Source organism: Azospirillum tabaci (assembly GCF_014596085.1).
GTDB classification, from domain to species: Bacteria; Pseudomonadota; Alphaproteobacteria; order Azospirillales; family Azospirillaceae; genus Azospirillum; species Azospirillum tabaci.
In genome coordinates this window covers 130389-153310 of record NZ_JACCJY010000003.1, presented here as the reverse complement: position 1 = coordinate 153310, position 22922 = coordinate 130389, and the positions used below count along the sequence as shown (strand labels likewise).

The following is a 22922-nucleotide window of genomic DNA, read 5'->3' as shown; positions in this document are numbered from 1 at the left end:
CCGTCTGGATGACCCCCAGATTCCAAACACTTCTCCTCCTAAGATGTTTTCGGCTGTGGCCGCCGGGGAACAAGCCCCTTCCCCCCGCGTTATGAAATCAACGTCACCACGAACGGGAGCAACACCGAAGCTTTTCAGGGCTTTGGAGTTGCCCAGGCTGGGGAGCGGGAGACCGTTGATGACGACGAACTGCTCGATGTGCTGCACCGGACCGACGCCCGGACACTGCTAGGCAGCACCACCGAATTCTACGCCACCGACACGAACACAAGACCGGAGCGGCCCATGCCTGCACCGGAAGGGACCACGCGTCGATAAGCGATCGAACCGGATTGAAATTCCGGGAACCGAAATATCGGAACTGAAATCTCGGGCCTGGGGCGCCGTCACCACAGACCGGCAGCCCCGCCGAACGAAGAGAAGCTGGAGGAAGAGCAACAATGGCGTATTGTTTCGAAGCCGAACTGATCCGTTGCATGCCGAACCTGCAGCGTTATGCCTGCAAGTTGACCCGCGACGTCAGCGCTGCCGAGGATCTCACCCAGGACTGTCTTGCCCGCGCTCTGTCCCGCCAGCATCGTTTCGAGCCCGGCACCAACATGCAGGCTTGGCTGACCACGATGCTGAAGAATCTGCATTTCAACAATCTCCAGCGTGAAAAGCACGTCACCAAGGTGGAACTGTGGGACGGCGCCATGTCGGTCGAAGCCTCGCAGATTGCCCGGCTCGTCTTCCGCGACGTCGACCGCGCCTTCGGCGCCCTCACCCCCAGCCAGCGCAAGGTGGTGAAGCTGGTCGCCATCGAGGGCCGCCCCTATCAGGAAGCCGCCGAGAAGCTGAACGTTTCCATCGGCACCATCCGGTCCCGCTTGTGCCGAGCCCGTGAGCGGCTGAACAACCTGATGGCCGCCTAAGGCACGGCAGGGAATGCGCCGCGAAGTATGGCAACCTTACAACAGGTTGATTCTTCTATCGCGTCCGGGCAATCCGGCGCCGGAACAACCGATGGAAGCGGCTGTTACATCCCGCGTGCGAAACGAGTATGGCTGCTGCGGAGTGGCCTAACATCCACGGGGAACGAACGGATACGCTTCGCCTATCATTTGGCGGTATCGGCATCATCCCCATAAGAAGAGGTAAGACACCACTCCCGACGCCGTGCCCGCCGTACTATATTGAACTCTGCGTCGCGGATCGTTTCCGTCTCAGGGGGATGGCCTCCGGAGGCGTTCCGGGATCAAAAGATATGAAGCGTGTGACGATGAACCATATCAACGCATATCTTGACGGTGCCTTGGACGATAAGGAGCGTCAGGAGTTCGAGCAGTCCGTAGAGGACGATGCCGACGCGAAGGCCGTGGTGACCTTCCACAGAAGCCATGTGGAGGAGCTTCACCGCCTTTACGATCCCGTGCTGGAGGAACCGGTACCGGCGCGCATGCTCGAACTGCTGAGGCAGCGCCGCAAGAGCTAGCCCCCCGATTCCCGTGTTCCATCGTCACATGAGGGGCGACCGGGAGATCCGGCCGCCCGCTTTTTTTGCCCGCACCCCGGCTTTCCCACCAGTGCGGCGGATTCTCCCGCATTTCCACGCGGCTTCCCCCTTCGGATCAACGCTTGCCCCTTTTACAGACCGGCGGCTTTTCCCATAAACAGGAGCCGCGGAAACGGAAGCTGGGCCATGGGCGCCCGGACCGGCGGGAACGAAGAGGATGAACAGCGTCCATGGCGCGCGGCAGGCCGGCACCGAACATCATTCTGGGTCCCGTCCTTTATTTCCGGGGAGAGCAAGGCGACCGCTGGTGGCTGTCCGCCCTCTTCGTGCTGGAGGGCGATGCCGAACCCTACGATCTGCGGGTGGACGGCGTGACCCTGCCCGTTCCGCCCCGCCACCTCGCCCAATGGCGCAACCGGCACGTCTGGCGCTTTGATTTCGCCATTCCGCGCGGCGCCCGCGATGTCGAGGCCGCCTATGGCTTCACCGACGGCGCATCACCGGGGGATACCTGGGCGGTGACCGTGCCGGGGCGCACGTCGTCGCCGCGGATCGCCTACGTCTCCTGCAACGGAGCGGAAGACGAGGAGAAGATCGCCGGGCTGGACGCGCCGCGCAACGCCCTGTGGGGTGACCTGCGCCGCCGCCACGAGGGCGAACGCTTCCACCTGCTGCTGCAAGGCGGCGACCAGCTCTACGCCGATGCGGTGTGGCGACAGCCGCCGCTGCTCAGCGCTTGGAAGAAGCGGACGGATGCCGCCCGCCTGGGGGAGCCCTTCACCCCCGCCATGGCGGAAGAGGCGGCGGACTTCTACTTCGACCTCTATCTGCGGGTCTGGGGCCAGCCGGAAACCGCGGCGGTGACGGCCCGCATTCCCTCGGTGATGATGTGGGACGACCATGACATCTTCGACGGCTGGGGTTCCCACCCCGACGAGGAGATGACATCCCCGGCTTGGCGCGGCGCCTACACGGCCGCCCGCCGCCATTTCTCGCTGTTCCAGCTGGCCGCCATGGAGGACGCCCAGCCCGAATGCGTGTGGGGGGCGCCCTTGGACTCCTTCAGCCAGGGGTTTCGGCTGGGCGACGTCGGCGTTCTGGCGCTGGACATGCGCAGCGACCGCACCCCCCGCCGCGTTCTGTCGGACCGGGTGTGGGACGCCCTGCCGGAGTGGCTGGAACGCTTCAAGGGCTGCCGCCACCTGATCCTGATGTCCAGCGTACCACTGCTCTACCTCGACACCGGGGTGATGGAGCGGGCGGTCGGCCTGTCGCCAGTCCGCGTCGGGATTGAGGACGATCTGCGCGACCAGTGGCGCAGCCCGGCCCACGCCGAGGAGTGGCTGCGCCTGCTCGACCTGCTGGCGGAATTCTCCCGGCGCACCGGGTGCCGGATCACCTCCGTCTCCGGCGAAATCCACGCGGGCGCGCGTGCCGTGCTGCGCGGCGGCGGCGTGGAGATCTGGCAGCTCATCGCGTCGGGGGTTGTCCATCCGCCGCCCGCCAAGGCCACCGCCTTCGCCCTGGAATGGCTGGCCGGCCGCAAGGAGACCCTGCCCAACGGCTATGTCTTCGAAATGCCGCCTTTTCCCGAATCGGGCAAGCGCATCATCCGGCAGCGCAACTGGCTGTCGCTGATCTTCGACGGCAAGGGGCAGATCCACGCCCGCTGGTCGGCCGAGGGCCAGCCGAACCGCTACACCCAGGTGATCTGACCGGAGCCAGGCCGGCTCACTCCGACTGCGGCGACCGGCGGCGGTTGCGCAGATTGAGCGCGTTGAGGAAGCTGGTGGCCTGCGCCGGCGTGGCCGGACCGCCGGCTCCCGGCGCCTTGGCCGAGGTCGCCAGGAAGCCACCGACGCGGGCGCGCAGCTCGACCGAATCGTGGGCCGCCTGATCGGCGGTCTCCGCCACCTGACGGCGCACGTCGGCGTCGAGCGTGTTGAAGGCGCGGGTGGCGAATTCGAAGGCCGGCTGGGACTTGGTGGCGATCACCTGCCGCAGCGCCTTGGAAACCAGAACCGTGTCCAGCCCGCCCGGGCCGTCCACCCCGTCCAGAACGTCGGCCAGGATGCCGATGGCCTGCAGGGTCTGGTTGTCATCGAGCGAGATGGGCTCCAGGCCGTCCATGACACTCACTTCCGATGTGGTTTGCCGAAGCGTGGTTGAACCAGCGGACTCCGCCGGATCTTTTGCCGGTGCGAGGAAGCATAGTCGGACCGCCCCGCCGAGGCAATGCGCACGGCGTCAGGCCGCGCGCTTGCCGTTCCGGTTGACGGCACTGCGGTTGACCAGGGCGACCCCGGCGACCGCCAGCGCCATGCCGGACAGGGCCAGCAGCCCCAGCCGTTCCCCGAACATCGCCCAGGCGATCACCGCCGTCACCGGCGGGACCAGATAGAACAGGCTCGCCACGCGCGCCGCCGCGCCGCGCCGGATCAACAGGAACAGCAGGAAGATCGCTCCCACCGACAGCACGAAGCTGAGCCACAGCAGCGCGAAGATGAATTCGCCGGTCCAGTCGATGCGCATGGTCTCGAACAGCGGGGCCAGCACCGCCAGCACCGCCGCCGTCGCCGCGTACTGGATGGCGGCACCGCTGCGCAGGTCCATCGCCGTGCCGTGGCGCTTCTGGTAAAGCGTGCCGAAGGTGATGCCCAGCAGGGCGGCCAGGGCAAGCCCGATGCCCAGCGCGTCGGTGGAGTCGAAGTGAAGCTTCTCGCCCACCACCAGCCCAACTCCGGCCAGCCCCATCAGGAAGCCCACCCATTGCCGCCCGCTCACCCGCTCGCCCAGCAGTGGGCCGGAGAGGGCCGCGGTCAGCAGGGGCTGGATGCCGACGATCAGAGCGGTCACACCCGCCGGCATGCCCTTCGCGATGGCGCAGAACACACCGGTCAGATAGACGCCGTGCACCAGCAGCCCGGCCAGCGCGATGCGTCCGGCCTCGGCCCAGCTCTTCGGCCAGGGCGCGCCGGTGACCAGGGCGACAAGGCCGAGGATCACCGCCACCAGCCCCAGCCGCACCAGCAGGAAGGTCAGCGGCTCCGCGTAGGGAAGGCCGTATTTGGCGCCGATGAACCCGGTGCTCCACAGCAGGACGAAGACGCCCGGCATCAGGCGCACCCAATCGGGCCGCCCGCCCGCGGCGGCGGTGGTCGCTTGCACGGTCATCGTCTCCCGTCGTCTCCTATCCCCGTGCCTGTGCGCTCTCGGCGGCGGGGGCCTCGACCACCGCAGGCGCGTCCGCCACCGGCGACGCGACCTCCTGAACGGTCTCGACCGGCTTCGGCGGCGGGTTGCGCCGCGCTTCGGCCACCGACTGGAGATGGGCGCGCAGGCTTGCGTCCTTCTTCACCAGCCGATGGAAGTCTCTCACATCCAGGACCAGCAGTTGGCAATAGCCCATCGCACGCACATCGGCATTGCGCCGCTGGCGGGTCAGCAGGGCCATCTCGCCGAACACGTCTCCGGTGCCGAGTTGGACAGGTTCGTCCAGACCCGGAACCAGCACCTCCACGGCGCCAGACGCGATGAAGAACATGGCGTCGCCACGCTCGCCGCGCCGCACGATGGTTTCCCCGGGCAACACCAGCCGCGGCTTCAACAGGGTGGCGATGCCGCGCACGCGGTCGCCCTCCAGCCCCTTGAACAGCGGCACCCGCCCGACGAGGTCCATCAGATCCAGCCTCAGATCAAGCTTCGGCAGCGCGTCGAGCGCACGGCGGCGGTCGTCCAGATCACGCTGGAGGTCGCTCAGGATCTCCTGGCTGATGATCGATTCGGCGAAGAGCGCCCGGTAATCCGCCTCCTCCAGCCGGAGGGCGGCGCGGCTGACGTAGCGACTCTGCAGGAGCAGCGCATAGTCGGGATATTGCAGCTTCAGCGCGGCCAGGGCCTGCTCGACCATGGCGAGGCGCACCGTCAGGATGCCCTCCAGTTCGCAGGCGACGTCGGTTCCCAGAACCTGCCCGACCTTGTCGTTGATGAATTCCAGCAGCTCGCGCTGCACGGTGCGCACGCCCAGAAGAATCTCGAACCGGAAAGCGAGCCGGCGGGCCAGCGGCGCGTGGATGCCCAGGCGCCGGTGCAGCAGGCTGGCGACCCGCATCCAGGGCGTGAAGGAGATGAAGGGTTCCTCGAAGGCGCGGTAACCGGCGCGGCCTTGGGTCTTCACCGCGTCGAGCAGGCGCCCGGTGCGGCGGTTCAACAGCTCCGCCACCCCACGCGACAGGATGCCCTCGCGGAAATGCTCGTAATACAGCTCCTCCTCACGGTTCACCAGGATGACGAGGCCGATGGTCACGCGGTCCTCGTTGTTCAGCGGCGCTTCGGTCGACCGCTCCCGGACGATGGCGTCGAGCCGGTCGGTGTATTGGGAGACGGTGGAGCCGACAGCCTGCTCGTCGACCTCGTAGCGGTGGGCCAGATCCTCGACCCGCTCGCGCACGCCGGCCAGCGACAGGGCGAGCGCGCGGTTGCGCATGGCGTGCTCGACCGGCGACAGCTTGTTCAGGCCCAGCAGGTTGATAACGGCGCGCAGCGTCGTGCCGTTGATGAACAGCGTGTAGAAGACGAAGCCGGTGACCAGCACGGCGACGAAGCCCTGCACCCGGTCGGGAACGCGCCCGTTCTCGGTGACGGCCAGCGCCAGCGTCAGCGACACCGCGCCGCGCAGGCCGCCCCACAGCATCACCGCCTTGTAGGCGTGGCTGACGCGCTGGGCCAGACCGGCGCCGGACAGCAGCGGCAGCAGGCCGAACAGCACCAGCGCGCGGGACACCGTGGCCGCTCCGACCACGACCAGCACCAGCCCGACGTCGCTCCAGCCGATGCCGCCGAGCAGGCGCGGCACCAGGAGCGCCGTCATCAGGAAGATCAGCGAATTCGCCCAGAAGCCGAGCTGCTTCCAGACATGTTCCAGCGCCCCCCAGGTGGCCGGAGAAATGCGCGTGCGCCCGACCGAGCCGACCACCAGGGCCGCCGTGACCACGGCCACGACCCCTGACGCGCCGACGTAATGCTCCGCCAGCACATAGCTGAGATAGGCGAGCGCCACGGTCAGCGTGATCTCGGCCATCGGCTGGTCGCGCACCGGCTCGACGATCATGCAGACCAGGCGCCCGCACACGTAGCCGGTCAGCACGCCGCCGGCGAAGTCGCGCAGGAACTCCATCGCCGCTTCCGTCGCTCCGCCATGGGCGTTGCGGGTCAGCATGCCGAGCAGAAGCGTGAACAGCGCGATGGCCGCGGCGTCGTTCAGCAGGCTTTCGCCCTCGACCAGCATGGTCAGGCGGCGCGGCGCGCCGAGGTCGCGGAAGATGCTGACGACCGCCGCCGGATCGGTGGTGGCGACGATCGCCCCCAGCAGCAGGCAGGCCACCAGCCCCATCGAGGTGAAGAGGGTCAGCGCGTAGCCGACGGCGAAGGTGCAGACGAACACCGCGACCACAGCCATCAGCAAGATCGGCCACACATCGTCGAACAGCCGCCGCACATCCACCGCCAGAGCCGTTTCAAACAGCAGCACCGGCAGGAACACGTAGATCAGCACCTCGGACGAGATGTCCATCTCGGCCAGGGAATTCAGGAAGTCATGGAAGGGGCCGGTGCCGCCTTGGCCGGCGAAGGTCTGGATCGCCAGCCCCAGGGCGACGCCCACGGCGGCCAGCAGAACCGTGTAGGGCACCCGCAGCCGGGCGGCCAGAGGCGGCAGCAGGCTGACCAGCGCAAGAAGGCCGGATACCGCGAGGACGTAGATGACGATGACGTGCATGGGGCTGCCTTGCCCTTGGAGAGTCGCGGCGCACGGTATCGCCCGATCGGGGCGGGAGCAAGGTCAGGATAAGGGACAAAGCTGTTCCGTACGTGTGACCGGACGTACAGTCCGGCCACACCGGTACGGAGGGGAACGTACAGGCTTACGCCACCGCCAGGGTCACCGTCATGCGGAAGCCGCCGGTGGAGCGGTTTTCGGCGCGGACCTTGCCGCCGAAGGCCTCGATGTTCCGCCGCACGATCCACAGGCCGATGCCGAAATGGGTCGCCTCGGCCTGGTTCTGGGCCGCCGCGTCCTCCGGCATGCCCCGTCCCGGCTCGCGCTGGGAGAAGTAGCGTTCGAAGATGCGCGGCAGGTTTGCCGGATCGACGCCCGGTCCCTCGTCCTCGACCACCAGTTCCGCCCAGGCGCCGTTGCGCGACAGCCGCACGCTGACGGTGCCGTCCGGCGGGGAGAAGCTGACGGCGTTCTCCACCAGATTCTCGATGACGGTCTCCAGGATGTCCTCGCTGGCCCGCACGACGACCCCGGATTCGATGCGTGAGCGCATGTGGAGTTGCCGTTCGGCGAGCAGGCTGGTGTAGCCGCCGGCCATGCGTTCGACCAGATCGGACAGGTCCACCCGACGGCGCGGCGGGACCAGAAGGTCGGCGGCGGCCTCGTCCATGCGCCGCCCGAAGGAGACCAGACCGTCGAGCTTGTCCACCGACTTCTCGATCATGGTCAGGGCCCGCTGGCTGCGGTTGTCCTCGGCGGACAGGGAGCGGCGCAGCGGCTCCACCGACTGGCGGATAACCGCGATGGGCGTTTTGTAGGCGTGGGCGTTGTCCTCCGCCGCGCGGCGCAGAGACCGCGCGCTTTCGCGCAGGGTGTCGACCAGCCGGTCGAAGTCTTCGGCCACCCCGGACAGCTCCGGCACGGTGTTGCGGTTGGTGAAGGACCCCTGCCCGCCCTCGCCGATGCCGCCCGACACGATGTCGCGCGCCAAATCGCCGAAGCGGTGCAGGTTGCGCCAGACTCCCAGCAGGACGACCATGACCAAAGCCGCCATGACGATGTAGATCATCGCCGCGGCCTGGACGACCGGCGTGCTCCAGTAGGGCCGGCCCAGGGAGGAGTCCAGATAGCCGCCGGCGGTGTGGCTGGTCACCAGCGCCCAGCAGCCGAAGGCCGTGTTGATCGGCGTGACCGAGGTCAGAATCTCATAGCCGCCGGAGGAGCGCGGCAGGCGCAGCGCCAACGGCTCGTTCCCGGCGCAGGAGGCGCCCAGCCGGTCCAGCACCCCCTGTTCGAGGAGCTGGTGCCGCTCGGCGTCCAGGTCGTCGGTGGGCACCGATGGGGCGGCGGCGACGTAGTAGAATCCGTCGCTGCCCATCAGGTTGTTGCCGGCCAGCGCGCGCGGCCGGACCAGCAGCTTCAGCCGCGTGTTCCCGTCCGCGAAGCGGCGCAGGATGGGGCCAAGTTGCGGCAAGGCCGCGCGGTTGGCGCGGGACAGGTCCGGCTCCAGCGCTCGGGCGATCAGCTCGCCCTGCCGCTGCGCACTCTGCAACAACAGGGTCTGCGTCGTGGTGTCGGCGCGCTGGAACTGATCGTAGATCAGCACCGGGACCGCCAGGAAGACGATGGTCAGCAGCGCCAGCCGGCTGGCCAGCGAGTGCCACAGCCACCGCAACCGGCCGCCGGGGAAACCCGCCATGGAGAAGCCTCCCTTGGTGAGTTCCGCCCCGTCCCGCACCCCGTCAGGCCCGCGGGCCTCAATCGGCAGCAGCGCCATCGGCCATCACATCCGCGTCGTCGTCGCGCGTGCGGCCGGCGCCGCCGGTGCCATTCCCCCAACGGTAGCCGAAGCCCGGATAGTTCTCGATGCAATCGAACTCGGCGTCCACCACGCGGAACTTCTGGCGGATGCGCTTGATGAAGGCGCGGACGTTGGCGCGGTAGCCCGACGGGCCATAGCCGGCCAGGAAACCCTTGCCATGAACGAGGTCGTAAATTTCACGGTACGACACGTCCTCTTCCGGACGGGTCGCCATCAGCTTGACGATGTTGAACTCGGTCAGCGTCAGGTCGATGCGCTTGCCGTTCCACAGGGCACGGCTGTTGTCCAGGCGCAGGTCGAGATTGCCCAGCGCGTAGACGGACTCCTTCGGCCCCTCGGCCTCCTCCGGCGTGCCCTTGGAGCCGTCCACGATGAGGCGCATGCGCTTCAGCAGGATCGACAGGCTGCGCGACTTCTCCACGAAGTCGAGCGCGCCGCCGGCCAGGGCGGCCTCTTCGTAAATCTGGTCCGACAGAACGGTGAGGAAGATCACCGGCAGGTCGATCCCACGGGAGCGCATCTGGCGGAGGACGTCGATGCCGTCCATCTTCGGCATGCGCCAGTCCAGCAGGACGATGTCCACCGAACCGCCCTCGGCGAAGAAATCGAGCGCGGGTTCACCACGGTCGAAAGTGATGACCTCATACCCCTCGTCGGCGAGGTTGAGGCTGAGGGATTCGCGGAACAGGTCGTCGTCGTCGACCAGCGCCACGCGGGCGACGGCGGCCTCAGTCATTGCGGACATCCCAGCCTTGGGCAAGGAGTTGAGCGAAGCATCGTTTATCGACATCTGGGACATTTTCGCTGCTCTTCATATCGTAGGAAAGGGCACGGAAGTCCTGGGAGGACGTCATGTCCATGAAGAAGAAGACTTTGAGCGAGCAATCGCCCTTAGCGTAATGCCACACCTTTGCAGGTGGCGCCTCTTCCGTTGCGGCAGGGGTGCCCAGGAGACGCCGGGTCTGGACCTGGTCCAGGCCGACGAGCGTTTCGGGGGACAGGGTGGCGGGCGGGCTGGCGCCGCCGAACGGTACGGGGGGCAGCCCCGCCACCTCTGTCCCAGCCATGGCGATGACCTCGGCGGCGGGACCGGTCCCCGGACCGTTCACCGCCGGCGTGGCCGCCTGATCCTTGCCCGCGGTCTTGACGCGCGGGGGAGCAGGCTTCGTCTTCGGCACCGGAACGGCCATGGCGGTCGGTCCGGCGGTCTGTGTTTCGAGAGGAACCGTGGTGCCGGGGCACCCGGCCAGCAGAAGAACCGCCAGCACAAGGCCCGCCTTCCGCCGCCGGCACCCCACTCCGGCGTTGGTTCCAGCCACTTCGCATATGGTACCCGTCATCGTCATCGTCGGGCCTTTCAAGCATCGTGGTTGAATTCGCGGGCGGTGTTGCTGGCCCCATGCCTGCACTTGCCGCCTCCGTGAGATCAAGGTCAGTCCAGTCTGGTTAATGTGGCGTTAAACCCCTGTTTGATACCCCCTTTTTGCGCGCATTTGCGGCCAATTTTTGTTCCTACTCCTATCGATAGGTCGGATTTCGAACTAATTTGCCTATTTGGAGGCTAGATGGGAGGGCGCCGGTCACCTCAAATACCCTTACTTTCCTTTGGCTTATCCTAGGACGGGAAAAGCACAAGGGATCCGTGCACATGGCGCGTGGCACCGTGAGCCTCAGGGTGAGAGAACCGGCGGATGGGAAGGGGAAAAGAAAAGGGCGGAAAAGCGCCCAAAAACAATCGGCGGCGGAGCCACCCGGGTATGGCTCCACCGCCGGTCAGCCGGACGGGCAACAGTATCGGTAAGATGAGAGCGCCGCACAGGCGTCTCACGTGATGTTGCCGCTTGAACTCCAGCCTTCTCTCCGGCCGGCGTTATCGCCGGTCGGCAATGTGCGTACAATGCTTTTCGAGCATCAACCTTCACAAGGACGATCCTGCGCCTGTCCGGATCCCTCGTCAAGACCGCTTTGACTGCGAAATAGGCTGGATTACCCAGTTGGCGATACCGCCAAAGCGACCACCACACGCGTGCGAAGGGGGTGTTCTCCGTTTCGGCTCGGGGGCATTCTTAAGCGAGCAGATTGACCGAACCCGCCAGGGCCGGCATCCCCAGATCCACCCCTCCCAAAGCCACCCCGTCCAAAGCCACCCCGCCCAAAGCCGGCAGGCTGTCAGCCGAAGGCGTGTTTGTGACCTCCCCACCGGTGCTGTCCGGATCGCCGGAACCGCCTTCTGTCCCGTCCGTATCGGTCACCGCCTCCACGAAGTCTTTCAGGGTCGTGCTGGACCCGAAAGCCGCCTGACGCAGTTCGTTGACGTTGTCCTGCGCCTCCTCCACGACCTTGTCGTAATCCTTGAAGGACTCCCGCCGCGCCTTGCGACGCTCCTCGGCCTGATCCAACTCGTTGGCGGCCTTCGCCTCGGTGATCACCGACTTCGCCTCGGCGAGGACAGCCTCCACCCGGCGCCCGAACTCGTCGGCCTCGCGGTAGCGCGACATCTTCAGGTCGTTGTCGGCCATCATCCGCTGGATGTAATTGCGAATCCTGTCGCCCGGCGGAGCGTTGGGGGTGGCGTTCAGGCTGGCCGCCATGTCCTTCATCAATTGCTCAAGGTCGGTCCCCGGCCCGTCCGTCGCGCTTTCGTCCTTTTCTGCGCCCTCGGCCTTGTCCTTTTTCTTGTCTTCGTCCGCCCTCCCTGTGGCGGCTTTGCCGTCTGAAGACGCCTTGCCATCCGAGGCCACAACGCCGGGAGCGTTGACCAGACCGGCGGCCTCCGCCGCCACGGCTTCGGCGGAGCGCGCGTTCCCCTCTTCCGCCGCTTTCTCGCCCTCAGCCATGCCGGCAGCCGTGGCCTCCGCTGCCGTGCCGTCCACCGACAGCGGCGGGGGCGGTGGAACCGCGGACACGTCCGGCGGCGCCCCTTCGGTCGATCCGTTTTCCGCCGACGCCCCGTCGCCGCGGATGGTCATCGTCACATCCACGGCGATCTCCGTCTGAACGACGGTGACGGAGGTGCGGGTGATCGTCCGCTCGATGGTGATGCCGCCGATGGACGGCGCTCCGGCCCCACCGGGAAGCCCCATCTCCGCCGCGGCGGCCACGCCGGCGCCATACTCCTTCGCCGCCCGTCCGGCCTGCTTGGCGAGAATCGCCGCCTCCCGCGCCAGCTGCACCAGCTTTTCCCGGTCGCCATGGTTGTGGCGCATCATCATCTTCAGTTCGGCGATCTTGCGCTCGACCTCCTCCAGCCGTTGCGCGGCGACGGCTTTCGGCCCGCCGACACGCTTGGCTTCCTCCAGCGCGTTGACCACGGCGGTGAAGTTCTTCTGCTGCTCCGGCGTCATGGTGAACGGCATTTTCGCTTGGTCGGCCTTGTCGGCAAGGCGCTGCGTGGCGTCCTTGTAATCCATGGCCTCCATCGCCCGCTCCCAGTCCTTCTTGGACTTCTGGAGCTGGAAAAGGCTGTTCTGGCCGCTGGTCAGAGCGGAAAAAATGCCGTTCACGGCCGCCTCCTCCGGTTCGTTGGAACCTTCGCGAATTCTCGGATAAGTTTAGCACATTTTCGCCGCCCGTCCAATTCCGACAGCGATCTCCGAGTTGGCTCCGGCAACCCCGCGTTGCTCCGCATGAACGCAATACACATGCCGGAACTCCGATGCCCATGAGGGTGTTTGATTCCCGACAACGGACGCCGCAGAGCGCGGCGAATTGCCGCAGGCTGCGGGCCGGGACATTTCCGCAGCCGATCCCGAGGAGGAAAACAGATGGCAGACCGCGATACGTTGGGCACCGGCGAACCGAACCGCAAGACGCCGGACCCGATGGCGAACAGTGGGGCGAACATGGGAATGGGCAACGACCGTTCGCAGAACCGGGGTTCCTCGAACGATCTCAACCGCATGGCCGGTGAGGCCACCGACGCCGGCCGCAACACCATCGAAGCCGCCCAGGGCCGCATCCGTTCGCTTCTGGAAATGCAGACGGACCGTGCTGCAGACCAGTTGGGCAGCGTCGCCAACGCGCTGCACAAGGCTGCGGAGCAGCTGAACGAAGAGAACAACGGCACCGCCGCCCATTACGCCGGGCAGGCCGCCGATCGAATGGAGCGGGTGGCCGACATGCTGCGCAACTCCACGATGGACGACATGGTCGGCCAAGTGGAACGTTTTGCACGGCGTCAGCCGGAGGTGTTTGTCGGTGCCGCCTTCGCTGTTGGCTTCCTGTTTGCCCGTTTCGTCAAAAGCTCCGGAGAACGGCGATTTCGCGGCGCGTCGTCGTCGCATCTGACTGGCGGTTATGGCCGGCGCGACCGCGGCCGTTACGATCAGGACCACCACGACTACCGTGACTTTGGCCTGCGGGGCGCCGACCGCGCCGGGCAGGAGGCTTTGCGCACCGACCGGGATCTGGCCGGCCACCGCCGGGGCATGGCGAGTGGCATTTCCGGCTCCCCGGCCATGGAAAGCGCCACCGCGCCGCGCCCGAGATCCGGCCTGTCGTCCAGCATCGCTTCTTCCGGCATGACCTCGACCGGCATGACCTCTGCGGTGGGCCTCTCTGCGGGGAGCGGAATCGGCCGGAACCAGGAAAGCCCGCGTCCACTGAACACCGCCACCGCGGCGACCACCGCCGCCCGCACCCGTGACGCCGCCGAAATGGTTGCCGGCACGACGCCCGGCACGACGCCCGGCACCACGGCAGGCACCACGCCGGGCGCCGCCTCCGACACCAAGCCGGCTTCCGGCACTCCGATCCAGGGGATCAAGCCATGAGCGCTGCGGAGGACCGTTCCTACGATCCGCGGCAAGACCGACCCATCACCGGCCTGTTCGCCGATCTGGCGCGGGAAACCACCAACCTCGCCCGCACCGAAATCGAACTGGCCAAGGCCGAGCTGACCGAGAAGGCCGGGCAGGCGGCGGGCGGTGTGGCCTACGTCGCCGCCGGCGGGCTCATCGCCTTCGCGGGCGTGCTGGTCCTGCTGGCTGCGGCGGTGCTGGCCTTGTCAAAGGTGGTCGAGCCCTGGCTGGCCGCGGTCATCGTCGGGGCCGTCGTGCTCGTCATCGGCGGCGTGCTGGCGATGATCGGCAAGAAGCGGCTCAGCCCGGAGAATCTCCAGCCGCAGCGCACCATCGAGACGTTGCGGGACGACAAGCGCTGGGCCCGCTCCCAGCTCGCCCGATGAGCGGCGGCTCGATGAACGGCGGTGAAAAGGGGCGCGGAACGCCCCGCGACTACGACGCGATGCAACGGGAGATCCGCGAACGCCAAGCCCGGATCGGCGACACGATCCAGGTCCTGAAGCGAAAGACCGCGCGGCTCGCTCCCCGTCACCTGATGGAGCAGACCATGAACCGGAACACCACCACCGGCGGCTACGGCGAACGCGCCCAGGACCGCTATTACGAGCCGATCCGCAACCAGACCCACCAGCGGTCCCATTCGGTCGGCGAAACCATGCGCAGCAACCCGATCCCGCTCGCCATGATCGGCATCGGGCTGGGCTGGCTGGCCCTCACCGCCTCGGGCTACGACCGGCGCATCGCGCGCAGCGGGGCGATGCACAACGTCCGCGACCGCGCCGGCAGCGCCGCGCAGTACGCCCGCGACACCTTCTACAGCGCCGGCAGCAGTGTCCGCGACGCGGCGAGCCACGTCTACGAACGGGCGAGCGACGTCGTGGACGAGGCCGGCGATCGTGTGCGCGGTCTGACCGACCACGCCCGCGACCGGGCGCACGATACGCGCCGGGACATGAGCAGCCGCGTGGAAAGCCACATCGGCAACAATGGCGGCAACCATGGCGGCGCCAGCCACTTCCGGGCGTCGGACCGGCTGCACAGCGCGACCGGGCGTTTCTGGGAGATGGTGGACGACCACCCGGTGGTGGCCGGCGTGATGGGCGTCGCCCTGGGAGCCGCGCTGGGCGCCAGCATCCCGTCCTCGCGCTATGAGGACCGCTGGGTCGGCGACTACGCCGACGAGGCGACGCACCGCGCCAAGGAAATGGCCCTCGACGCCATGGACCGCGGCACCCGCGCCGCCCGCGCGGCGGTCGAAGCCGCCAAGGAAGAGGTCGGCGACGCGGTGAGCGCGGCCAGCGACGCGGCTCGGGAAGAGGCGCGCAAGCCGGGCTGATCCGGTTTCGCTCACGGCTTCCCCGTCGGCTCCCTTCGGGTTCCACGCTGACTGCACCGGCCCCGCGGACTCAACCGCGGGGCCGGCTTTTCTTTGTCCGACCGGTTCGCATGGTTTCCCGCCACCGGTCATCGTCCGCGACAGTTCGCCGCAGCGTGCGCCGGGCGCAGTCCTGCCATCCTTATACCCGAGTGTTTTTCCCGGTTATCCGGCACCGGTTCCGCTTGACAAAGGTCCTATGATGGCCACTTAATCTGGACCAATTTAGTCCTGTATCGGGGTGGTCATGATCCGGCTGAGCAAGCTGACCGACTACGCCATCGTCGTGATGAGCGAAATGGCGCGCCATGTGGGCACGGTTCACACCGTCTCCCATCTGGCGGAGCGCACGGGCGTGCCCTCCCCCACGGTCGCCAAGCTCATGAAGACGCTGACCCCGGCGGGCCTCACGACCTCTCACCGCGGCGCCGCGGGTGGTTATGCGCTCAGCCGCCCCGCCGATGCAATCTCAATCGCCGAGATCATCACGGCGCTCGACGGCCCGATCGCGCTCACCGCCTGCGTGGAGGGTGGCGACAGCCAATGCGGCGTGCAGCGCCTGTGCCCGATGCGCGGCGGCTGGGAGAAGGTCAACAGCGCCATCCGCGGCGCGCTCGAACAGGTGACGCTGGCCGACATGATGGGACCGCCCGGCTGGGCAGATGGCCCACCCGGCCCGCTCGACAAGATTGGAGCCGGCCCCAGCCCGGCACGGCGCGCCGCCGTCTGACGTTTCGGCGCCTTCATCGGACAACGCTTTCAGGGAACGAGAGACAAGCATGGCCGCCACGACCGAAACCGTCGAACAGGTCCGCGCCGTCACGGAGCAGAAGTACAAGTACGGCTTCACGACGGACATCGAATCGGATGTCGCGCCCAAGGGCCTGAACGAGGACACCGTCCGCTTCATCTCCGCCAAGAAGGAGGAGCCGGAATGGCTTCTCGAATGGCGCCTGAAGGCGTTCCGCGTCTGGCAGGAAATGGAGGAGCCGCGCCACTGGGCGAAGCTGTCCTACCCGCCGATCGACTATCAGGACGCGCACTACTACGCCGCGCCCAAGATGAAGGACCGTCCGAAGTCGCTGGACGAGGTCGATCCCGAACTGCTGAAGACCTATGAAAAGCTGGGCATCCCGCTGCGCGAGCAGGAGATCCTGGCCGGCGTCGAGGGGGCCGAGGGCAAGAGCCCGGCCATCGCCGTCGACGCCGTGTTCGACAGCGTGTCGGTCGCGACCACCTTCAAGGCCAAGCTGGAGGAGATGGGCATCATCTTCTGCTCCATCTCCGAGGCCGTGCACAAGTGTCCGGAGCTGGTCCAGAAGTATCTCGGCTCGGTCGTGCCCTACACCGACAATTTCTACGCGACGCTGAACTGCGCGGTCTTCACGGACGGCAGCTTCGTCTACATCCCGAAGGGCGTGCGCTGCCCGATGGAGCTGTCCACCTACTTCCGCATCAACCAAGCCAACACCGGCCAGTTCGAGCGGACGCTGATCATCGCCGACGAGGGCAGCTACGTCAGCTATCTGGAAGGCTGCACGGCGCCCAAGCGCGACGAGAACCAGCTTCACGCCGCGGTGGTCGAGCTGGTGGCCCTGGACGACGCGCAGATCAAGTACTCGACGGTCCAGAACTGGTATCCGGGCAACGAGGACGGCGTCGGCGGCATCTACAACTTCGTGACCAAGCGCGGGGCCTGCCGCGGCCGCAACTCCAAGATCTCCTGGACGCAGGTGGAGACCGGTTCCGCCATCACCTGGAAGTACCCGAGCTGCATCCTGCAGGGCGACAATTCGGTGGGCGAGTTCTATTCGGTCGCCATCACCAACAACTTCCAGCAGGCCGATACCGGCACCAAGATGATCCACATCGGCAAGAACACCCGCTCGACCATCGTGTCGAAGGGCATCTCCGCCGGGCGGGCGCAGCAGACCTACCGCGGGCTGGTGAAGATCCTGCCGAAGGCGGAGGGTGCCCGCAACCACACCCAGTGCGACAGCCTGCTGATCGGCGACCAGTGCGGCGCCCACACGGTGCCCTACATCGAGAACCGCAACCGCACCGCCCGCGTCGAGCACGAGGCGACGACCGCCAAGATCAGCGAGGACCAGCTGTTCTACTGCCGCCAGCGCGGCCTGTCGGAAGAGGACGCCGTGTCGCTGATCGTCAACGGCTTCTGCAAGGAAGTGCTGAAGGAGCTGCCCATGGAGTTCGCCGTGGAAGCCCAGAAGCTCGTCGGCATCAGCCTCGAAGGCAGCGTCGGCTGACCGCCCACCGTATCGCGAAGGAAGAAGAAACGATGATCGAGATCAAGAACCTGCACGCCACGGTGGACGGCAAGGAAATCCTCAAGGGCATCGACCTGACGATCAACCCGGGCGAGGTGCACGCCATCATGGGGCCGAACGGCTCGGGCAAGAGCACGCTCAGCTACGTGCTGGCCGGCCGCGACGGCTATGAGATCACCGAAGGCTCGGTGAGCTTCTTCGGCAAGGACCTTCTGGAGATGGAGCCGGAGGAGCGCGCCGCCGCCGGCCTGTTCCTGGCCTTCCAGTACCCGGTCGAGATCCCCGGCGTTGCCAACACCACCTTCCTGAAGTCCGCCCTCAACGCCATCCGCAAGCAGCGCGGCGAGCCGGAGCTGGACGCCATGCAGTTCCTGAAGCTGGTGCGCGAGAAGACCAAGGCGCTGAACATGACCGACGAGATGCTGAAGCGCGCGGTCAACGTCGGCTTCTCGGGCGGCGAGAAGAAGCGCAACGAGACGCTCCAGATGGCCGTCCTCCAGCCGAAGTTCGCCATCCTCGACGAGACGGACAGCGGCCTGGACATCGACGCGCTGAAGATCGTCGCCGAGGGCGTGAACGCGCTCCGCTCGCCGGAGCGGTCGATGCTGGTCATCACCCACTACCAGCGCCTGCTCGACTACATCGTGCCGGACCATGTCCATGTGCTGGCCTTCGGCAAGATCCAGCGCTCCGGCGGCAAGGAGCTGGCGCTGGAGCTGGAGAAGAACGGCTACGCCGAGTTCGGCGTGAACGAGGCGGCCTGACCATGGCAAGCACGACCCTCACGGCACCAGCCCCCCGCGGCTACGACCCGGCGGCGGCCAAGCCCTTCCTGGAGCAGTTCGACCGGGTCAAGGACGGCCTGCCCGGCGCCGGCCTGTCCTGGCTGAACGAGCTGCGCAGCCAGGGCCAAGCCCGCTTCGCCGCGCTCGGCCTGCCGACCGTCAAGAACGAGTCCTGGCGCTACACCAACCTGCGCGCGCTCGACAAGCTGACTTTCCAGCCAGCGGCCGAGACCGGCGAGGCTGTCCGCTTCGACGTGCTGCCGACCGTGCGCGCGGACGGCGCGACCGGCCCGCGGCTGGTCTTCGTGGACGGGCGTTTCCGGGCGGAGCTGTCCTCCACCACCGGCCTCCCGGCCGGGGTCGAGCTTCTGAACCTCGCCGACGCCCTGACGCGCAAGCCCGATCTGGTGGCCGAGCATCTGGGCCGCATCGCCGCTCCCGATGATCGGACGCTGGTCGCGCTGAACACCGCCTTCCTGGCGGACGGGCCGGTGCTGCATGTGCCGCGCGGCGTCACGGTGGACGAGACCATCGAGCTGGTCTTCGTGTCCGTCGGCTCCGAGGCGCAACCCACCGCCTTCCACCCGCGCGGCCTGATCGTCGCGGAGGCGGAGTCCCACGCCGTGATCGTCGAGCATCACGTGGGCTTGGGCTCCTGCACCACCTTGTCGAACGGCGTGACCGAGGTCTTCGTCGGCGAGGGCGCGTCGGTCCACCACTACAAGGTCCAGCGCGAGCACGCGGAGTCCTTCCACCTGTCGCACACCGCGGCGAAGGTGGCCGGCAAGGGCGTGTACGACAACTTCATCCTGACCATCGGCGCCAAGCTGTCGCGCAACGAGGTGAACAGCGTCCTGGATGGCGAGGAAGGCGACACGCATGTCAGCGGCGCCTACATGGTGCGCGGCGGCCAGCATGTCGACACCACGACCTTCATCGACCACGCCAAGCCCTGCTGCACCAGCCGCGAGGTCTACAAGGGCGTGATCGACGATCAGGCCCGCGCCGTCTTCCAGGGCAAGATCATCGTCCGTCCCGACGCTCAGAAGACCGACGGCTACCAGCAGAACCGCGCGCTCTTGCTTTCCGACACCGCGGAGATCGACGCGAAGCCGGAGTTGGAGATCTACGCCGACGACGTGAAGTGCAGCCACGGCGCCACGGTGGGCGAGTTGGACGACGACCAGCTCTTCTACCTGCGCGCCCGCGGCATCGACAAGGCGGAGGCCCGCGGCCTGCTGATCGGCGCCTTCCTGTCCGAAGCGCTGGAGGAGATCGCCGAGGAGAGCGTCCGCGACGCCTTCCAGAGCTACGTCGCCGACTGGCAGAACGTGCGCTGAGGAGGGACCCGGAGATGGACACCCAGATCACCCTCCCCACCTTTGACGTGGAGCGCGTGCGGGCCGACTTCCCGATCCTGTCGCGCACAGTGCATGAGCGGAAGGGCAAGCCCGGCAAGCCGCTCGTCTATCTGGACAGCGCCGCCTCCGCGCAGAAGCCGCGGCAGGTCATCGACGCCATGACCCGCTTCCTGGAGGAGGACTATTCCAACATCCACCGGGGCGTCCATTTCCTGTCGCAGACCGCGACCGACCAGTTCGAGGAGGCCCGCCGCAAGGTCGCCCGCTTCCTGAACGCCCCGTCGGAGCGCAACATTGTCTTCACCCGCAGCGCGACCGAGGCCGTCAACCTCGTCGCCCACAGCTATGGCCGGACCTTCCTGTCGGAAGGCGACGAGATCATCGTCTCGGTCATGGAGCACCACGCCAACATCGTGCCGTGGCAGCTCCTCCAGATGGACAAGGGCATCCGCATCCGCGTCGTCCCGGTGGACGAGCATGGCGTGCTGGACCTGAACGCCTATGAGGATCTGCTGTCCGACCGCACGAAGCTGGTGGCGATGACCCACTGCTCCAACGTGCTGGGCACGGTGACGCCGGCCAAGATCATCGCCCGCATGGCGCACGAGCGCGGCGTGCCGGTGCTGTTCGACGGCAGCCAGGCCGCGGTGCACGGTGTGGTGGACGTGCAGGACATCGACGCCGACTTCTACATCATGACCGGCCACAAGCTGTACGGCCCGACCGGGACCGGCGTGCTGTACGGCAAGTACGATCTGTTGAAGAAGATGCCTCCCTACCAGGGCGGCGGCGACATGATCGAGAGCGTCAGCTTCGAAGGCACCACCTTCAAGGCTCCGCCGGCCCGCTTCGAGGCCGGCACCCCGGCGATCACCGAGGTGATCGGGCTGGGCGTGGCGCTGGATTACATGGAAAAGCTGGGCCGCGAGGCCATCGCGGCGCACGAGCACGATCTGCTCCAGTACTCCACGCAGCAGCTTTCCCAGATCGACGGCCTGCGCGTCTACGGCACCGCGCCGGGCAAGGGTCCGATCATCTCCTTCACGCTGGAGGGCGTTCACCCGCACGACCTCGGCACCATCGTGGACCAGTACGGCGTTGCCGTCCGCGTCGGCCGCCACTGCGCGGAGCCGCTGATGGAGCGCTTCGGGGTCGGCGCCACGGCGCGGGCCAGCTTCGCCCTTTACAACACGCGGGCGGAAGCCGACGCTCTGGTCGAATCGGTGATCGCGGTGAAGGAGTTCTTCGGAGCATGATGGACGAACTGCGCGAGCTGTACCAGGAGGTGATCCTGGACCACGGCAAGAACCCCCGGAACTTCCGGCATCCCGACGATGCCAACCGGGAGGCCAAGGGCGAGAACCCCATGTGCGGCGACCGCTTCATGGTCTATCTGAAGCTGAAGGATGGGGTGGTGGAGGATGTGGCCTTCCAGGGCCGCGGCTGCGCCATCTCCACCGCCAGCGCGTCCATGATGACGGAGGTGATCAAGGGCAAGACCGAGGCGGAGGCCAAGGCCCTGTTCGAGACCTTCCACGATCTCTGCACCAAGGACGACCACGACCACGGCGACCACGGCCCGGTGGACGAGGACGCCATGGAACGGCTGATGGTGCTGTCCGGCGTCCGTCAGTTCCCGGTGCGCGTGAAATGCGCCACCCTCGCCTGGCACGCGATGAACGCGGCCATCGAAGGCGAGGACAAGGCGAGCAGCGAGTAAGTTGCAGGAAACGGTGAAACGCGATGCCCGATGACGCGATCTCCAAGGAAGCCGACGCCGCGGAGGCCAAGCCGATGAACCAGACCGAAGCGGACATGGCTGCGGCCAAGGCCGCCTACGACCCGCGCGCCGCGCTGAGCGAGGCGGTGATCTCGGCGCTGAAGAGCTGCTACGACCCGGAAATTCCCGTCGACATCTGGGAGCTGGGGCTGATCTACCGCGTCGACATCGGCCCGAACAACGAGGTCGAGATCGACATGACCCTGACCAGCCCGATGTGTCCGGTGGCCGGCGAACTGCCGATGCAGGTGCAGCAGGCGGTTGAGTCCGTCGAGGACGTCACCACATGCAAGGTGGAACTGGTTTGGGAACCGCCCTGGCGTCAGGACATGATGTCCGAGGTCGCGCGGGTCCAACTGGACATGTTTTAAGGAGGCGAAGATCCCCCATGGCTACGGCTTCTACGGCTTCTCTCCCCAAGGCCCTCTCCATCACCGACGCCGCCGCGGAGCGCGTGCGGATGCTGATGGCCAAGGCGACCGACGATTACATCGGCCTGCGCATCGGCGTGAAGGCGAAGGGCTGCTCCGGCCTCAGCTACGACGTGCAGTACGCCAAGGAAAAGATGAAGTTCGATGAGGTGGTGGAGGACAAGGGCGTCACCGTCCTGATTGACCCCGCCGCCGTCATGTTCCTGATCGGCAGCGAGATGGACTACGTCGACGACAAGTTCCAGACCGGCTTCGTCTTCAAGAACCCGAACGAGAAGGGCCGCTGCGGCTGCGGCGAGAGCTTCCACGTTTGATGGGCACCCGCCTCTCCCGTTTCCAGCGGGAGAGGCGTTGAACGCCGGGCATCCGGAACGGGATGCGTCGGTTAGGCTTTGTCGATGATGCGCATCGACGCGATGATGCGGTCCACCTCCGGAGCGTATTTCGGGCGGTAGTGCAACCGCGCCCCCTGATGGGCGACCATGTACAGCCTGCCGTTCTTCTGAACCAGGACCGCCACACCATCACGATCCAGCTCATCCTCTCCTGAGAAGGAGAAATCGAGGCGAATCCCCTCACCTCCGGTCACCGTCTGCGGCTTCAGCGAGCGGACCGTGAAGACCTTTGCCTTGAAGGTCTTGGTGAAGGCCGATTCGAACAGGCTGCTCAGGTCTTCGGTCGGCATCCCCGCCCGGTAGACCGGCGGCTTTTCATTGCTTCCGGTGATGTTGAACAGGGGCTTTCCATCCTCGATCCCCGCGGCGAGGATCAGCAGGTCCAACTGTTCGCCATCGACCGTCCAGAAATCCAGGTTTCCCGTATCCGCCGATCCCAAGGCCGTGATCCGGTTCCACTCGATGCCCGGTTCGACGGTCATGCCGCTGCGGACGGTCACCTTTTCCGTCGATGGGACAAGCGCGTAGTGCACGCAGCCGGACAGCGCCACCAAGGCGCACAGCACGGCCATGGTGTGGGCCAGGGTGCGGATTGCAAACTGCGGCATAGGA

At 66.8% G+C, this 22922-nt stretch carries 22 protein-coding genes; 14 read left to right on the top strand and 8 right to left on the bottom strand.

Annotated features, from left to right (window positions below; all coding sequences use genetic code 11):
- Positions 1-440: 440 nt before the first annotated feature.
- The 3 genes from H0B54_RS05805 to H0B54_RS05795 all read left to right on the top strand — a co-directional run bounded on the left by H0B54_RS05805 (position 441) and on the right by H0B54_RS05795 (position 3210).
- A complete protein-coding gene (locus H0B54_RS05805) occupies positions 441-914 on the top strand; it encodes a sigma-70 family RNA polymerase sigma factor (RefSeq protein WP_014197118.1) in 474 nt (157 codons plus the stop codon).
- Positions 915-1294: 380 nt separating this feature from the next.
- Positions 1295-1474: an anti-sigma factor gene (locus H0B54_RS05800; protein ID WP_246472351.1), complete on the top strand. Its 180-nt coding sequence runs from the start codon at positions 1295-1297 to the stop codon at positions 1472-1474.
- 251 nt (positions 1475-1725) lie between these two features.
- Positions 1726-3210 (top strand): alkaline phosphatase D family protein, encoded by a 1485-nt coding sequence (locus H0B54_RS05795; protein WP_188259582.1) that lies wholly within the window; start codon positions 1726-1728, stop codon positions 3208-3210.
- A gap of 16 nt (positions 3211-3226) precedes the next feature.
- Here the strand turns inward: H0B54_RS05795 and H0B54_RS05790 are convergent, their stop codons facing one another.
- From H0B54_RS05790 to H0B54_RS29655, 7 genes are all read right to left on the bottom strand, one after another.
- The gene (locus H0B54_RS05790; RefSeq protein WP_014197122.1) at positions 3227-3625 is read right to left on the bottom strand and encodes a hypothetical protein; all 399 of its coding nucleotides are present in this window, start codon (positions 3623-3625) and stop codon (positions 3227-3229) included.
- 117 nt (positions 3626-3742) lie between these two features.
- The gene (locus H0B54_RS05785; RefSeq protein ID WP_188259581.1) at positions 3743-4669 is read right to left on the bottom strand and encodes a DMT family transporter; all 927 of its coding nucleotides are present in this window, start codon (positions 4667-4669) and stop codon (positions 3743-3745) included.
- Between the two features lie 16 nt (positions 4670-4685).
- The gene (locus tag H0B54_RS05780) at positions 4686-7271 is read right to left on the bottom strand and encodes a cation:proton antiporter (protein ID WP_188259580.1); all 2586 of its coding nucleotides are present in this window, start codon (positions 7269-7271) and stop codon (positions 4686-4688) included.
- A 145-nt stretch (positions 7272-7416) separates the two neighbouring features.
- Positions 7417-9048: a sensor histidine kinase gene (locus H0B54_RS05775; protein WP_094302473.1), complete on the bottom strand. Its 1632-nt coding sequence runs from the start codon at positions 9046-9048 to the stop codon at positions 7417-7419.
- Positions 9029-9829, bottom strand: a complete 801-nt coding sequence (locus tag H0B54_RS05770; protein WP_172428359.1) for a response regulator transcription factor — start codon at positions 9827-9829, stop codon at positions 9029-9031. The genes H0B54_RS05775 and H0B54_RS05770 overlap by 20 nt, the downstream gene beginning before the upstream one ends.
- On the bottom strand, positions 9822-10361 hold the full coding sequence (locus tag H0B54_RS05765; RefSeq protein WP_094302616.1) for a hypothetical protein: 540 nt from the start codon (positions 10359-10361) through the stop codon (positions 9822-9824). The genes H0B54_RS05770 and H0B54_RS05765 overlap by 8 nt, the downstream gene beginning before the upstream one ends.
- A gap of 798 nt (positions 10362-11159) precedes the next feature.
- A complete protein-coding gene (locus H0B54_RS29655; protein WP_246472350.1) occupies positions 11160-12596 on the bottom strand; it encodes a MerR family transcriptional regulator in 1437 nt (478 codons plus the stop codon).
- Positions 12597-12857: 261 nt separating this feature from the next.
- Between H0B54_RS29655 and H0B54_RS05755 the strand changes: the two genes are divergently transcribed.
- From H0B54_RS05755 to H0B54_RS05705, 11 genes are all read left to right on the top strand, one after another.
- Positions 12858-13865: a hypothetical protein gene (locus tag H0B54_RS05755; protein ID WP_188259579.1), complete on the top strand. Its 1008-nt coding sequence runs from the start codon at positions 12858-12860 to the stop codon at positions 13863-13865.
- Positions 13862-14278, top strand: coding sequence for a phage holin family protein (locus H0B54_RS05750; RefSeq protein ID WP_188259578.1), 417 nt, complete (start codon positions 13862-13864; stop codon positions 14276-14278). The genes H0B54_RS05755 and H0B54_RS05750 overlap by 4 nt, the downstream gene beginning before the upstream one ends.
- A gap of 11 nt (positions 14279-14289) precedes the next feature.
- The gene (locus H0B54_RS05745) at positions 14290-15231 is read left to right on the top strand and encodes a hypothetical protein (RefSeq protein ID WP_246472349.1); all 942 of its coding nucleotides are present in this window, start codon (positions 14290-14292) and stop codon (positions 15229-15231) included.
- A 286-nt stretch (positions 15232-15517) separates the two neighbouring features.
- On the top strand, positions 15518-16000 hold the full coding sequence (locus H0B54_RS05740; protein WP_188259576.1) for an SUF system Fe-S cluster assembly regulator: 483 nt from the start codon (positions 15518-15520) through the stop codon (positions 15998-16000).
- Between the two features lie 49 nt (positions 16001-16049).
- Positions 16050-17537 carry a Fe-S cluster assembly protein SufB gene (gene sufB / locus H0B54_RS05735; RefSeq protein ID WP_137141032.1) on the top strand — a complete coding sequence of 496 codons (1488 nt, stop codon included), beginning with the start codon at positions 16050-16052 and terminating at the stop codon, positions 17535-17537.
- Positions 17538-17569: 32 nt separating this feature from the next.
- Positions 17570-18322 (top strand): Fe-S cluster assembly ATPase SufC, encoded by a 753-nt coding sequence (gene sufC / locus H0B54_RS05730; protein WP_040134065.1) that lies wholly within the window; start codon positions 17570-17572, stop codon positions 18320-18322.
- Positions 18323-18324: 2 nt separating this feature from the next.
- Positions 18325-19683 (top strand): Fe-S cluster assembly protein SufD, encoded by a 1359-nt coding sequence (gene sufD / locus H0B54_RS05725; RefSeq protein WP_188259575.1) that lies wholly within the window; start codon positions 18325-18327, stop codon positions 19681-19683.
- Between the two features lie 14 nt (positions 19684-19697).
- Complete coding sequence (locus H0B54_RS05720) at positions 19698-20960, top strand: cysteine desulfurase (RefSeq protein WP_188259574.1); 1263 nt, start codon at positions 19698-19700, stop codon at positions 20958-20960.
- Positions 20957-21424: a Fe-S cluster assembly sulfur transfer protein SufU gene (gene sufU / locus H0B54_RS05715; RefSeq protein WP_094302464.1), complete on the top strand. Its 468-nt coding sequence runs from the start codon at positions 20957-20959 to the stop codon at positions 21422-21424. Before H0B54_RS05720 ends, sufU begins: the two co-directional genes overlap by 4 nt.
- 23 nt (positions 21425-21447) lie before the next feature.
- Positions 21448-21855, top strand: coding sequence for an iron-sulfur cluster assembly protein (locus tag H0B54_RS05710; protein WP_014197142.1), 408 nt, complete (start codon positions 21448-21450; stop codon positions 21853-21855).
- A 17-nt stretch (positions 21856-21872) separates the two neighbouring features.
- Positions 21873-22229 carry a HesB/IscA family protein gene (locus tag H0B54_RS05705; protein ID WP_014197143.1) on the top strand — a complete coding sequence of 119 codons (357 nt, stop codon included), beginning with the start codon at positions 21873-21875 and terminating at the stop codon, positions 22227-22229.
- Positions 22230-22300: 71 nt separating this feature from the next.
- Here H0B54_RS05705 and H0B54_RS05700 read toward each other — a convergent pair whose 3' ends face one another.
- The gene (locus tag H0B54_RS05700) at positions 22301-22918 is read right to left on the bottom strand and encodes a hypothetical protein (protein ID WP_188259573.1); all 618 of its coding nucleotides are present in this window, start codon (positions 22916-22918) and stop codon (positions 22301-22303) included.
- Positions 22919-22922: the final 4 nt, after the last annotated feature.

Excerpts from the sequence above, each read along its gene's own strand:
- H0B54_RS05795 (WP_188259582.1), top strand. The coding sequence starts at position 1,726 with ATGGCGCGCGGCAGGCCGGCACCGAACATCATTCTGGGTCCCGTCCTT.
- H0B54_RS05755 (WP_188259579.1), top strand. The coding sequence starts at position 12,858 with ATGGCAGACCGCGATACGTTGGGCACCGGCGAACCGAACCGCAAGACG.
- H0B54_RS05710 (WP_014197142.1), top strand. The coding sequence starts at position 21,448 with ATGCCCGATGACGCGATCTCCAAGGAAGCCGACGCCGCGGAGGCCAAG.
- H0B54_RS05705 (WP_014197143.1), top strand. The coding sequence starts at position 21,873 with ATGGCTACGGCTTCTACGGCTTCTCTCCCCAAGGCCCTCTCCATCACC.
- H0B54_RS05745 (WP_246472349.1), top strand. The coding sequence starts at position 14,290 with ATGAACGGCGGTGAAAAGGGGCGCGGAACGCCCCGCGACTACGACGCG.
- H0B54_RS05770 (WP_172428359.1), bottom strand. The coding sequence starts at position 9,829 with ATGACTGAGGCCGCCGTCGCCCGCGTGGCGCTGGTCGACGACGACGAC.
- H0B54_RS05790 (WP_014197122.1), bottom strand. The coding sequence starts at position 3,625 with ATGGACGGCCTGGAGCCCATCTCGCTCGATGACAACCAGACCCTGCAG.
- H0B54_RS05775 (WP_094302473.1), bottom strand. The coding sequence starts at position 9,048 with ATGGCGCTGCTGCCGATTGAGGCCCGCGGGCCTGACGGGGTGCGGGAC.
- H0B54_RS05805 (WP_014197118.1), top strand. The coding sequence starts at position 441 with ATGGCGTATTGTTTCGAAGCCGAACTGATCCGTTGCATGCCGAACCTG.
- H0B54_RS05785 (WP_188259581.1), bottom strand. The coding sequence starts at position 4,669 with ATGACCGTGCAAGCGACCACCGCCGCCGCGGGCGGGCGGCCCGATTGG.
- sufD (WP_188259575.1), top strand. The coding sequence starts at position 18,325 with ATGGCAAGCACGACCCTCACGGCACCAGCCCCCCGCGGCTACGACCCG.
- sufU (WP_094302464.1), top strand. The coding sequence starts at position 20,957 with ATGATGGACGAACTGCGCGAGCTGTACCAGGAGGTGATCCTGGACCAC.
- H0B54_RS05720 (WP_188259574.1), top strand. The coding sequence starts at position 19,698 with ATGGACACCCAGATCACCCTCCCCACCTTTGACGTGGAGCGCGTGCGG.
- H0B54_RS05750 (WP_188259578.1), top strand. The coding sequence starts at position 13,862 with ATGAGCGCTGCGGAGGACCGTTCCTACGATCCGCGGCAAGACCGACCC.
- H0B54_RS05700 (WP_188259573.1), bottom strand. The coding sequence starts at position 22,918 with ATGCCGCAGTTTGCAATCCGCACCCTGGCCCACACCATGGCCGTGCTG.
- H0B54_RS05780 (WP_188259580.1), bottom strand. The coding sequence starts at position 7,271 with ATGCACGTCATCGTCATCTACGTCCTCGCGGTATCCGGCCTTCTTGCG.
- sufB (WP_137141032.1), top strand. The coding sequence starts at position 16,050 with ATGGCCGCCACGACCGAAACCGTCGAACAGGTCCGCGCCGTCACGGAG.
- H0B54_RS05740 (WP_188259576.1), top strand. The coding sequence starts at position 15,518 with ATGATCCGGCTGAGCAAGCTGACCGACTACGCCATCGTCGTGATGAGC.
- sufC (WP_040134065.1), top strand. The coding sequence starts at position 17,570 with ATGATCGAGATCAAGAACCTGCACGCCACGGTGGACGGCAAGGAAATC.